At 70.0% G+C, this 12106-nt stretch carries 10 protein-coding genes; 6 read left to right on the top strand and 4 right to left on the bottom strand.

The genetic code is table 11. The features are described from left to right. The first annotated feature begins 103 nt into the window (after positions 1 to 103). Both glnII and QFZ67_RS28455 read left to right on the top strand, forming a co-directional pair. Positions 104 to 1123 carry a glutamine synthetase gene (gene glnII / locus QFZ67_RS28460; protein WP_307663903.1) on the top strand — a complete coding sequence of 340 codons (1020 nt, stop codon included), beginning with the start codon at positions 104 to 106 and terminating at the stop codon, positions 1121 to 1123. 434 nt (positions 1124 to 1557) lie between these two features. Further along, on the top strand, positions 1558 to 2139 hold the full coding sequence (locus QFZ67_RS28455) for a winged helix-turn-helix domain-containing protein (RefSeq protein WP_307663902.1): 582 nt from the start codon (positions 1558 to 1560) through the stop codon (positions 2137 to 2139). A 31-nt stretch (positions 2140 to 2170) separates the two neighbouring features. Here QFZ67_RS28455 and QFZ67_RS28450 read toward each other — a convergent pair whose 3' ends face one another. Together QFZ67_RS28450 and QFZ67_RS28445 are read right to left on the bottom strand one after the other, a co-directional pair. Next, the gene (locus tag QFZ67_RS28450) at positions 2171 to 3577 is read right to left on the bottom strand and encodes a PepSY domain-containing protein (RefSeq protein ID WP_307663901.1); all 1407 of its coding nucleotides are present in this window, start codon (positions 3575 to 3577) and stop codon (positions 2171 to 2173) included. 45 nt (positions 3578 to 3622) lie between these two features. Beyond that, complete coding sequence (locus tag QFZ67_RS28445) at positions 3623 to 4234, bottom strand: hypothetical protein (RefSeq protein WP_307665997.1); 612 nt, start codon at positions 4232 to 4234, stop codon at positions 3623 to 3625. A gap of 105 nt (positions 4235 to 4339) precedes the next feature. Between QFZ67_RS28445 and QFZ67_RS28440 the strand changes: the two genes are divergently transcribed. Together QFZ67_RS28440 and QFZ67_RS28435 are read left to right on the top strand one after the other, a co-directional pair. Further along, positions 4340 to 5335, top strand: a complete 996-nt coding sequence (locus tag QFZ67_RS28440; protein WP_307663900.1) for an SDR family oxidoreductase — start codon at positions 4340 to 4342, stop codon at positions 5333 to 5335. A 20-nt stretch (positions 5336 to 5355) separates the two neighbouring features. Then, a complete protein-coding gene (locus QFZ67_RS28435) occupies positions 5356 to 5904 on the top strand; it encodes a response regulator transcription factor (RefSeq protein WP_307663899.1) in 549 nt (182 codons plus the stop codon). Between the two features lie 26 nt (positions 5905 to 5930). Here QFZ67_RS28435 and QFZ67_RS28430 read toward each other — a convergent pair whose 3' ends face one another. Then, positions 5931 to 6464, bottom strand: a complete 534-nt coding sequence (locus QFZ67_RS28430; RefSeq protein ID WP_307663898.1) for a GNAT family N-acetyltransferase — start codon at positions 6462 to 6464, stop codon at positions 5931 to 5933. 186 nt (positions 6465 to 6650) lie between these two features. Between QFZ67_RS28430 and QFZ67_RS28425 the strand changes: the two genes are divergently transcribed. Continuing rightward, positions 6651 to 8201: a DUF1996 domain-containing protein gene (locus tag QFZ67_RS28425; protein WP_307663897.1), complete on the top strand. Its 1551-nt coding sequence runs from the start codon at positions 6651 to 6653 to the stop codon at positions 8199 to 8201. 95 nt (positions 8202 to 8296) lie between these two features. Here QFZ67_RS28425 and QFZ67_RS28420 read toward each other — a convergent pair whose 3' ends face one another. Continuing rightward, the gene (locus tag QFZ67_RS28420) at positions 8297 to 8788 is read right to left on the bottom strand and encodes a hypothetical protein (RefSeq protein ID WP_307663896.1); all 492 of its coding nucleotides are present in this window, start codon (positions 8786 to 8788) and stop codon (positions 8297 to 8299) included. 102 nt (positions 8789 to 8890) lie between these two features. Between QFZ67_RS28420 and QFZ67_RS28415 the strand changes: the two genes are divergently transcribed. Next, complete coding sequence (locus QFZ67_RS28415) at positions 8891 to 12082, top strand: alpha-N-acetylglucosaminidase (RefSeq protein ID WP_307663894.1); 3192 nt, start codon at positions 8891 to 8893, stop codon at positions 12080 to 12082. Positions 12083 to 12106 lie beyond the last annotated feature (24 nt).

The following is a 12106-nucleotide window of genomic DNA, read 5'->3' as shown; positions in this document are numbered from 1 at the left end:
CACCGGCCCGGCGTAACGTGGGGTTCACAGACGGGCAACGGCCGGGAAATCACGGATTGCGAAGCTGCGCGGCATACCGCTGCACCCGCAAAGGATGAGGCCCGTGACCTTCAAGGCTGAGTACATCTGGATCGACGGCACCGAGCCGACCGCCAAGCTTCGCTCGAAGACGAAGATACTGACGGATGGTGCCGAGCTGCCCATCTGGGGCTTCGACGGATCCAGCACCAACCAGGCTGAGGGCCACGCGTCCGACCGCGTTCTCAAGCCGGTCTTCTCCTGCCCGGACCCGATCCGCGGCGGCAGCGACGTCCTCGTCATGTGCGAGGTCCTCAACACGGACATGACCCCGCACGAGTCCAACACGCGTTCCGCGCTCGCCGAGGTCGCCGAGAAGTTCGCCGCCCAGGAGCCGATTTTCGGCATCGAGCAGGAGTACACCTTCTTCAAGGGCGCCCGCCCCCTCGGCTTCCCCGAGGGCGGCTTCCCGGCCGCGCAGGGTGGCTACTACTGCGGCGTCGGCGCGGACGAGATCTTCGGCCGTGACGTCGTCGAGGCGCACCTGGAGAACTGCCTCAAGGCGGGCCTCGGCATCTCCGGCATCAACGCCGAGGTCATGCCGGGCCAGTGGGAGTTCCAGGTCGGCCCGCTCGCCCCGCTGGAGGTCTCCGACCAGCTGTGGATCGCGCGCTGGCTGCTCTACCGCACCGCCGAGGACTTCCAGGTCTCCGCGACGCTCGACCCCAAGCCGGTGAAGGGCGACTGGAACGGCGCGGGCGCGCACACCAACTTCTCGACCAAGGCGATGCGCGAGGGCTACGACGCGATCATCACCGCAAGCGAGTCGCTGGGCGAGGGCTCCAAGCCGCTCGACCACGTCAAGAACTACGGCGCGGGCATCGACGACCGGCTGACCGGTCTGCACGAGACCGCCCCGTGGAACGAGTACAGCTACGGCGTCTCCGACCGCGGCGCCTCGGTCCGTATCCCGTGGCAGGTCGAGCAGGACGGCAAGGGCTACATCGAGGACCGCCGCCCGAACGCCAACGTCGACCCGTACGTGGTGACGCGGCTGCTCGTCGACACCTGCTGCACCGCTCTGGAGAAGGCCGGCCAGGTCTGATCCCCGCCGTGAGCACGAAAGGGCGCCCACCGGTCCGGCCGGTGGGCGCCCTTTGGCGCGCGTCGCGCCAAAGGACCGTCAGGCAGGCTTTCAGGCAAGCTTTCGGTCGGGCTTTCAGGCAGGCTTTCGGCCGACGGTCCGGGGTTGCGCGACTCGCCCCGGAAATACCGGCAACGTGCGGAAGGCCACTGCTGCCGCGCGCCGCCATCTGGTTCAATAGGGGCATGGCCAGCTTCCAGCACATCGCGACAGGTCGCAGCGACCTTGAGCCGTTCTGGCCGTCCCGGCAGCACCATGACTTCGACCGGGTGTGTTGCCGCGCGGTGAACGCGCAGGCCCTCTAAAGCCGCTCACCCCGGTCTTCGGCCAGCGCGCACGAAGTACGTCCGTCCTACCGACTCGACGACTCCTCCGCGCGAAAGAGCTGAGCCCTCATGGCGAACTCCCGTTCCTTCTCCGCCGTATCCGCTGCGACCGCTGTCAACCCCAAACCCGTGAATCCGGGCCGCCACCGGCTGCGTGCCGTCGACCGCGACGAAATCGTCGCGCCGGGCAGCCTCGTCGATGTGGCGGACTTCCTGCCGCCGGGGGCCACCTGGCTGCCCGCACCCCAGCACACCCTGCCCACCCTGCCGGGCCAGCCGCCGATGGTCGGCTACCTCGTCCTCGTACCGGCCGATCAGCAGCGGCCCCCGCTGGTACCGACGGCCGCTCCGGTCGACGGCGCGGAGGACGCGGGGCCGGTGACGATCGACAGCTCCCAGCGCACCGCCCACGTGGACGGGCGGACGCTGGATCTGACCTACCTCGAGTTCGAGCTGCTGGCGCATCTGGTGGCGCACCCCCACCGGGTGCACACCCGCGACCAGTTGGTGACCACCGTGTGGGGCTACGGGCATGTGGGCGACGGCCGGACGGTCGACGTCCATGTGGCCCGGCTGCGCCGCAAGCTGGGCGCCGAGCACCGCCGCACGATCCAGACCGTGCGGCGGGTCGGCTACAAGTACGCTCCGTGAGCTGAGCCCTGGGCCCGGTTTCCGCTACGCCCTAGGCGCGGGACCGGGCCCTCGCCACGCCTGCCATTGCGAGGTCGACCACCAGGAAGACCAGCAGGCTGATGCCCAGCATCGGGACGAACCAGCCGATCGCCGCGGTCACGGCGGCGATCGGCAGGAGCAGGGTGATCGGCACCTTGCGCCACGCGCCGCGCGGCATCGGGCGGCCCGCGCTCAGCTTCCGTTCCTTCGTGGGCCTGCGCAGCCACCACATCCGGTAGCCCCACAGGATCAGCAGGATGAGCGCCAGCGCGAGCCCGGCCAGGGCCAGCTGGTTGACCAGGCCGAGGAAGACGCCGGTGTGGGCGTCGATACCGAAGCGGGTCAGCTTGGCGAGCAGCGGGTAGTCGGCGAACCGCAGTTCGTCGATGACCTTGCCGTCCTTCGGGTCGACCGCCACCGAATCCAGATGGACCGGGAACTTGGTGTCGGTCTCCTTGACGATGTAGCCGCTGCCCTCGGCCGGCAGGATGACCGACATCTTTCCGTCGATGCCGGCGGCACGGGCCGATGCGAGTGCCTTGTCCACGCCGACGTCGGCACCCTGGTGGGCTCCTGTGTTCCCGCTGCCGTGGCCTTCGTGGCCGCCGTCGCGGCCGCCGCCTTCGAGGGTCGCGGAGACGGTGGGCGTGGCCCCGCCGAGCTGGTCCTGGACCGCGCCGATGTTCTCGCCCGCGTACCGCGACCAGGTCAGTCCGGTGGCGGAGAGCAGGACCAGTCCGGTCACCGCCCACAGGCCGACCGAGCCGTGCCAGGAGAGCGTTCTGCGGCGGCCCTTGACGCCGCGCTCGGGGACGAGCAGGGCGCGCTTCGCGGTGCGCCGCCGGCCGAGCCAGAGCAGCAGGCCGCCGAGGGCGACGACCCACAGCCAGCTGGCGGCCAGCTCGCTGTAGTTGCGGCCGAGGTCGCCCAGGTGCAGATCGCGATGGAGCTCGTCGAGCCAGGTGCGCAGCGGGAGGGCGCCCGAGCCGCCGTAGGAGGTCAGCTCGCCGCGTACATCTGCGGTGAACGGGTCGACGAAGACGGCGACGGACTTGCCCTCCTCGACATCGGGGGTGGTCATCAGTACGCGGGTGGTCGCGCCGTCCTCGTACGAAGGCCAGACGGCGGTCACCGTGCCGTCGGGGTGGGCCTTACGGGCGGCGTCGACCTGGGCGGAGAGCGGGACGGCGCGGTCGCCGACGGGGACGGTCAGCTCATCGCTGTAGAGGATCTTCTCTGCCTGGAAGGAGAGGGAGTAGAGCAGTCCGCTGGTCGCGGCGACGAGCAGCAGGGGGGCGATGAGCAGCCCTGCGTAGAAGTGGATACGCAGGACGAGGGGCCGCAGTGCACTCCAGGTGGAGCCTGGCGCGGTCGCTGTCTCGGATTCGTCGGTCTGCGTGGGGACGTCAATGGCCATGGTGGTCCTAGGGAGTTGACGCTGACATGGGGGACGGGCCCCAGGTCAGGCGGCTGCTCCGGGGGCCGTGGCGAGGGGGGCGTGGGACGCGGGCGGGCCGCGCCGGGTCAGCGCGTGCGCGAGGTGTACGCCGTGCAGTCGCCGGGGCCGCGGGCTCTGCGGGACCGGGCGTGGGGCTGCGGGCAGCCGGACGAGAGTGAGCAGCAGGCGCAGCGGGGTGAAGGCGAGATGCCCGACGGCGTGGGCGAGCCGGAAGAAGGCGGCCTCACCGCGGGCCAGCCAGAGCGCGCAGACGGCGGCGGCGACGAGGTGGGCGGCGAGCATGCCGGCGTCCACGTCCAGGGGTCCCACCGTTGTGGTGACGGGCTCGGCGTGATGGTGGTGTCGGGACGGGTATCCGCCGGCTCCGGAGAAGAGCAGATGCAGGGCGCCCTGGACGGCGAGGAGGCCGGTACCGATGGCCCGGACACCGCGGCGTCGTCCGCCGGCGAGCCAGCCGACGGCCGCGGTCGCGGCGAAGGCGGTGAGCAGCGCGGGGAGGGGGATGTCATGCGCAGATATGAACGAATGCCCCGTGGCAGCCAGTGCGATGCACACCGCCGCGAAGAGTGCGGCCCGCAACGCGCGTATCGGCGACCGGGCATCCGTCATTGTCATGGTCTGCACATGCTGTCATCCCTGCGGCGGTTGCGGGAGAGGGCTCCTTCCGCGGGCAGCGGAATCCCTGTGCCTGGCCCCTCCCCACCAGGCAGAGTCGCCGTTATGAGACTTCTGATTCTGGGGGGCACGGAGTTCGTCGGCCGTGCGGTTGTCGAGTCGGCGCTGGGACGTGGCTGGGAGGTCACGGTCTTCCACCGCGGGCGGCACAAAGCGCCGGCCGGCGTCACCACGCTGCTCGGCGACCGGACCGCGCCGGACGGGCTCGCGGCGCTGGCCGACGGGGAGTGGGACGTCGTCGTCGACACGTGGTCGGCCGCGCCGTCCGTCGTGCGGGACGCGGCGCGGCTGTTGGCGGGGCGGGTCGGTCGCTATGTCTATGTGTCGAGCTGTTCGGTGTACGCCTGGCCCCCGGCGCTGGGCCACGACGAGACCAGCCCGGTGGTGGAGGGCTCGCCCCACGCGGGCGAGGTGCCGTACGCGGAGGCCAAGCGGGGCGGCGAGTTGGCCGCGCTCGACGCTTTCGGCGACGACCGCGCGCTGCTGGTGCGCGCGGGCCTGATCATCGGCCCCTGGGAGAACATCGGCCGCCTGCCGTGGTGGCTGCGCCGGATCGCCCGTGGCGGCGCAGTGCTCGCGCCGGGTCCGCGGGACACGCCGCTGCAGTACATCGACGTACGCGACCTCGCGGAGTGGGTCGTACTGGCGGCGGAGCGGGGCCTGAGCGGCCCGTACAACGTGGTGAGCGAGTCGGGGCACACGACGATGGGCGACCTGCTGGAGGCCTGCGCGAGGGCCACGGGCTCGTCGGCGGAGCTCCGCTGGACGCCGCCGGAGGTGATCCTGGCGGCGGGCATCGAGCCCTGGACGGAGCTCCCGATCTGGATCCCGCGGGCGGAACAGCCGGAACTGCATAACGCGATCCATGGCGTGAACGTCGCCAAGGCCCTTGCGGCGGGCCTGAGTTGTCGCTCGGTCGCGTCGACGGCGACGGACACGTGGAGGTGGCTGGAGTCCATCGGCGGGGCGCCGCCGCAGCGGGAGGACCGTCCGGTGGTGGGGCTGGCGGCTGAGGTGGAGGCGGGCGTGCTGGGCGGCTGAGCGGGACGCCTGCGGCGGGCTTGTTCCCCTCCCCGCCCCTTCCCGAACTGGGGCTTCGCCCCAGACCCCGTACGGCCTTCGGCCGTGTCCTTTCGCACACGGACGAGGGCCTGCAGTGCGCACTGGCGGCGCGGCGGGCGAGGCCCGGGCTGCCGGTGCTGGTTCTCTCCCAGCATGTGGAGCAGTTGTACGCGCGCGAGCTGCTGGCCGACGGCAACGGCGGGGTGGGCTATCTCCTCAAGGACCGGGTCTTCGACGCTGAGCAGTTCATCGACTCGGTACGGCGGGTGGCAGCGGGCGGTACGGCGATGGATCCACAGGTGATCTCCCAGCTGCTGTCGCGGCGGACCCAGGACAAGCCGATGGGCGGGCTGACGCCGCGTGAGCTGGAGGTCATGGAGCTGATGGCGCAGGGCCGTTCCAATGCGGCGATCGCCGGGCAGCTCGTGGTCACGGAGCGGGCGGTGGCGAAGCACACCTCGAACATCTTCGGGAAGCTGGGGCTGCCGGTGTCGGACGACGACAACCGACGGGTGCTGGCGGTGCTGGCGTATCTCGACCGCGGCTAGAGCCGCAGTGGACAACCCCGGCAGCTTCAGGCCTGGTACTCCGTGAGGTCGATCGCGTAGATGTGCAGCGGGAAGCCGAACTCCGGGTGCGTCGTCTCGCGCTCCAGCACCATGCCGAGCTTGCGCATCACGTTCTCGGACGCGTCGTTGCCGAGCCGCGCGATGCTGATCACCCGGTCCAGGCCGCGGTCCTGGAGCGCGAACTCCAGTGAGGCGTGGGCGGCTTCGGAGGCGTACCCCTGGCCCCAGAACTGCCGCCCGAGCCGCCAGCCGATCTCCACGGCGGGAAGTACCTCCGGCAGAAAGTGCGGCACGGACAGACCCACGAAGCCGGCCAGTTCGCCGGAGGCGAGCAGTTCGACGGCGAAGAGGCCGAAGCCCTCCTCGTCCCACTCCTCCTCCCAGCGCTCGATGGCCTCCGCCGTCTGCTCCAGGTCGTGGACCGAGCCGTCACCGATCCATTGCATGACCTCCGGGTCGGCGTTGATCTCGGCCATGGGGACGAGGTCGTCGTCGTGCCAGCGGCGCAGGAGGAGTCGGGGGGTCTGGATCTCGGTCATGGCGTCCATCCTGCCACCCCCGGCCGCCGTCCGACTTCAGCGCAATGCGCCGGGTTTACTCATGGAGATTTCTACGAATTCAAACGGCGACTGAACACCCCATGAGCCACACCCGTATTGAACGTCGCGCTTCTCCCTCTGCCGGGACCCCCCAAACCCACCCCGGCAACGAAGCAGAGGAGTTCCATGGGACGCACAAGAAAACGCTCGACGCTTGCGAACCGGGCGATCGTCGCCTCGGCCGCATTGATCCTGGGCGGGGGTGGACTGGTCGCGGTCAATACGTATGCCTCCGCAGGCGAAGGCTGGTCCTGGTCCGGCCAGCAAAACGAGCAGACGCAGAATCAGACGAAGGGCGCCGGACAGACGGCCTCCACCATCGACTGCCCCGAGGTCGCGAACGATTTGCCCGACGTGCCCGAACAGGCGCGTCCGGAAGTCGACCGGGAACTGGCAACGATGGACAGCCAGATCACCGACGCGTACCAGAAGTTCGCAGAACAGAAGGAGCAGATCGAACAGGATCCCCAACTGGCCCAGAACGCCATTCTGAATCCGCTGAAGGCCAAGCGGGTGGCGAGCATCGACCGTATTTCAGTCGCCATCGGCCGGGCCGGCCAGCAGCCGCAGGGGCTTGAATCCCTCGCCCCCTGCGTCATGCGCGCCGACGACAGCGACAACGCCGGCGAAGGTGACAACGGCGGCGACGGACAAGGAGACGGACAGAACGGCGACGGACAGGGAGACGGCCAGGGCGACGGTCAGGATGACGGCCAGGACAATGGTCAGGATGGTGGCCAGGATGGCGGCCAGGACGACGGTCAAGGCGATGACCAGGGCGGACAGGCCGGAAACGGCCCCGAAGCCTCCGACTTCGTCGACATCCAGTCCGTGGAGCCGAACGTCCAGCAGCCCCAGCAGCAGGGCGGCGGATCCAAAGGCACCTTCACCACCGAATGCGGGAAGAACGAGAACGGAAAGTTCAACCCGGACAATGTCATCGTCGCCCCAGGTGTGAGCAACGGCGCGCACCATATGCACGATTACGTCGGCAATCAGGCCAATGACGCGTTCGCCAGCGACGACGATCTCGCAGGAGGTGACACCACCTGCCAGAACCAGGGCGACAAGTCCACGTATTACTGGCCTGTCCTGCGACTTCAGAACGGGCAGGACGAGAACGACGCCAACGCCGACGGCGGCGGCAATGACAAGAACGTCGGAGAGATCCAGACTCCGTCCCAGGTCACGCTGAATTTCGTCGGCAGTCCGGTCAGCAAGGTCACCGCAATGCCCCGCTTCCTGCGGATCATCACCGGTGACGCCAAGGCATTCACCAATGGTGACGCGAATGCCAATGCCTCCTGGAGCTGCACCGGTTTCGAGGACCGGCAGCTGAAGGACAAGTATCCGATCTGCCCCGAGGGCAGCCAGGTGGTACGGAGCTTCAAGTTCCAGAGCTGCTGGGACGGCCAGAACACCGACAGTGCGAATCACCGCACACACGTGGCCTTCGCGGACGACAACGGCAACTGCGGCGATGGATTCCAGGCGATCCCGCAGCTGGTCCAGCGGATCGTTTACGACGTCCCGCCGGGTCCCGGCTTCGCGGTCGACTCCTTCCCGGAGCAGTTGCACAAGCCGATCACCGACCACGGTGACTTCATCAACGTCTTCGACGAGGACCTGATGGACGAGGTGGTGAACTGCATCAACAGCGGCGAGAAGTGCCAGTGACCCGCTGGCACTGATCCCCTGACACGACCCGGATCGGCTCCCCTGAACGGGGGGCCGATCCGGCTGTCACGGCCCCCCACCCAATACCTGCGCGGTCAGCTCCCGTGGTGTTCCGAGTGGTCCTGCTCGCTCCCCCCACTGCCACCACTACTCCCCGAGTGGTGCTGCGAGCCGGTCTCCACAGTCCCACCGAGCCGGCCGCGCAGCGCCGTGACCACCTTCGCCTCACCGACCGCGACCCATTTGCGGCCGACGAGATACGAGCCGCCGTAGTCATTGGCCGAGTTGATCCATTCGCGCTGCCCTCTGTCGGTGGCGAAGGTGGCCAGCACATACTTGCCGTCGCCGGTCGTGCAGTTGGCCTGCCGCAGCTCGTCCGCATCCGTCTGGATGTTCGGTTTGCACTCCGCCTTCTCGGCCAGCTGCTCCAGGGTGCCCGTCGCCGTCGTCGGGGGCTTGGAATCCTTGTCTCCGCCACGCCCGTCGCCGTCGTCGCCCGATCCGCAGGCCGTGGCAAGGGTCAGCGCCAGAACTGCCAGTGCTGCGCGGGCCGTCCGCCTCGCGCCCGTGTTCGTACTCGTCCGCATCCGGCCATCGTGCCCTGCCAGCCACCTTTCGCGCGAGGGAACTCCAGATAACCTGCGCTCCGCACGCACCTGTTGTCACGTGAGCAACACGGAGGAGCGCTGATGATCGAGCTGTCGAGACGTGCGGTGCTGGGCACAGCGGGAGCGATCGGCGTGGGAACGGCATTAGCCGGACACAACCCCGCCGCCGCGGCCCAGTCAGGAGTGGCCCACTCCGCGGCCGCCCAGCCTGGAGCGGCAAACCCCGCGGGCGCCGCGCCCGCGGCCCAATTCGCCACCGCACCCGCGCAGGCCGCACTCCTGCGGCTGCTGCCCCGGCACGCCGGCCAGTTCCGGCTCCGGGCGCTGGACGGACCCGAGCGTTTCCGGGTCACCGGCTCGACCGGCCGTATCGAGGTCGCGGCCACCAGTCCCGCCGTACTCCTCACCGGAGTGCACTGGTACCTCAAGTACGTCTGCCGGGCTCACATCTCATGGTCCGGGAGCCAGCTGGACCTGCCGAGGCGGCTGCCCGCGCCCCGCACGGCGCTCGAGCGGTCGGCGACCGTCCCGCACCGGTTCGCGTACAACGACACGCACGACGGCTACACCGCCCCGTACGCCGACTGGGCCCGCTGGGAGCGGCTGCTCGACGTCCTCGCCCTGCACGGCTGCAACGAGGTGCTGGTGACTCCCGGCCAGGAGGCCGTCTACCACCGGCTCCTGATGGACTTCGGGTACTCCGACACAGAGGCCCGCACCTGGCTGCCCGCGCCATCCCACCAGCCGTGGTGGCTGCTGCAGAACATGAGCGAGTACGGCGGCCCCCTCTCCCCCGGGCTCATCGACAGACGTACCGACCTCGGCAGACGGATCTGCGACCGGATGCGCGAACTCGGTATGCACCCGGTCCTGCCCGGCTACTTCGGCACCGTCCCGGACGGTTTCGTCGCCCGCAATCCAGGCGACGCCCGCGTCATCCCGCAGGGCAGCTGGAACGGGCTGCGCCGCCCCGACTGGCTCGACCCCCGCACCCAGAGCTTCGCCGACTTCGCCGCCGCCTTCTACCGGCACCAGTCGGAACTGTTCGGCGAGGTCGGCCACTTCAAGATGGACCTGCTGCACGAGGGGGGCACCGCCGGGGACGTCCCGGTGGCGGACGCCGCACGCGCCGTCGAGAAGTCCCTGCACACCGCCCGACCCGGGGCCACCTGGGTGATCCTCGGCTGGCAGTCCAACCCGCGGCCCGCGCTCCTCGACGCCATCGACACCGACCGGGTGCTGATCGTCGACGGCCTGTCCGACCTGGACACGGTCACCGACCGCGAGGCGTCCTGGGGCGGGGCTCCGTACGCGTTCGGCACCATCCCGAACTTCGGCGGGCGTACGTACCTCGGGGCGAACACCGACCGGTGGACTCAGAAGTTCACCGCCTGGCGCGACAAGCCGGGCAGCGCGCTGGCGGGTACGGCCTACATGCCGGAGGCCGCCGAGCGCGACCCCGCCGCCCTGGAGCTGTTCAGCGAGCTCGCCTGGCGCGAGGAGCGGATCGACCGGGAGGCGTGGTTCGCCGAGTACGCCGAGATCCGCTACGGCGGCGAGGACAGCTCGGCGCGCACCGCCTTCGCCGCGCTCGCCGCCACCGCGTACAAGCTCACCAGCACCGACGGCCGCCCGTACGACTCGCTGTTCTGCCGCCGCCCCAGCTTGACCGCGTCCATCGGCACCGCCTTCGACCCGGCTGCCTTCGACCGGGCGTTCGCGGCGCTGCTAGGCGTACGGCTTTCGCTGCGCGACAGTGACGCCTACCGCCACGATGTGACCGACCTGGCTCGCCAGGCCCTCGCCAACCGCTCCCGTACGCTCCAGCTCCCGCTGCGCGTCGCCTATCTGAGCAAGGACGTGGACACCTTCCGCGCCCTCACCGCGCTGTGGCTGAAGCTGATGCGGCTGAGCGACACGATGGCCGGCTGCCATCGCGCCTTCCTTCTCGGCCCCTGGCTGGAGGACGCCAAACGGCTGGCCACCAGCGCGGACGAGGCGGTGGAGCTGGAGCGCACCGCCCGGGCGCTGATCACGACCTGGGCTGACCGGGCGGCGGCCAACGAGCTCAGCAATTATGCCAACCGCGACTGGCACGGGCTGATCAACGACGTCCATGTGCCGCAGTGGGAGGCGTATCTGGACGAGCAGGCCGCCGCGATGGCCGAGGGCCGCGCGCCCAAGTCCTTCGACTGGTATCCGTCGGAGGAGGCCTGGACGAAGGACCGGCGCGCCTATCCGGTGCGGGCGACGGGTGACGCGTACCGCACGGCCCGGCGGGTGTACGACACCCTCGCGACCGCCCCCTACCAGGGCTTCGTCGACGTCACCGTGGACCCGCCGGCCTTCACGCCCGGCAGCATCGGGATCGCCACGGCCTCCTTCCGCAATCTGAACGGGCTGCGCTCGACCGGGCGCGTCGACTTCGTCCTGACGGGCCTTGCCGCCGAGCCACAGGGCGAGCCGTTCCTGACGAGCGTCCCGGCGGGCGGCACCGGCGCGGTCGGCTGGCGGGTGACGGCCCCGGCCGAACCTCTCACCGAGCCGCTGGTCCCGATGCCGTACGAACTGCGCACGCAGTACGGCCCGCGCGGCGAGGAGCGGAGCGAGATGGGGGTCCCCCCGGCCGAAGGCTGGGGGAGGGTGACCGTGACCCACAAGGACGCCCTCTGGATGGCGTCGCCGCTCGATCCCGAGTGGCGCACGTTCACCAGTAACAGGGCCGTCTTCGGACAGCTCGGCGACCGCTTCGCGCTCAACGGCGCGGGCAACGACCTGTGGCGGGGCACCACCCACTTCGGCACCGCCTATCGTGAAGGCGCACTCACTGTGGGCACGGGCGTCGTCCTGCGGGTGGACTCCCAGGAGAACAGCAGCAGTTGGGCCCGGGCGGGCATCGTCGTACGCAACAGCCTGGCCACCCCCGGCGCCGCCGGCTTCCTGAATCTGGCCGCGACACCCGGCCAGGGCATCGTGCTGTCGTACGACACGAACGGCGACGGCACCCTGGACACGTACAGGCGCATCACCGGCATCAAGGCCCCGGTACTGCTGAGGCTCACCCGCAACGCGGGGGCCTCCTTCACCGGCGCCTGCTCGACGGACGGCGGCGCCACCTGGCGCACGATCGCCACGGTGTCCGTGCCGAGAGCCGCCGCCGCTCAGGACGTGGGGCTGTTCATGAGCGCCGCCAGCGGCGGCAGCGGGGCCCGGGGCACGGTGCGGTTCAGCGGGTGGTCGATCACGGCGCCGCCGTCGACTACCGTTCCGTAAGAAAAGGATCTTTCCGGTAGATCC

The organism is Streptomyces sp. V1I1 (genome assembly GCF_030817355.1).
In the GTDB taxonomy this organism is placed as follows: Bacteria; Actinomycetota; Actinomycetes; order Streptomycetales; family Streptomycetaceae; genus Streptomyces.
This window is presented reverse-complemented; position numbering and strand designations above follow the sequence as displayed.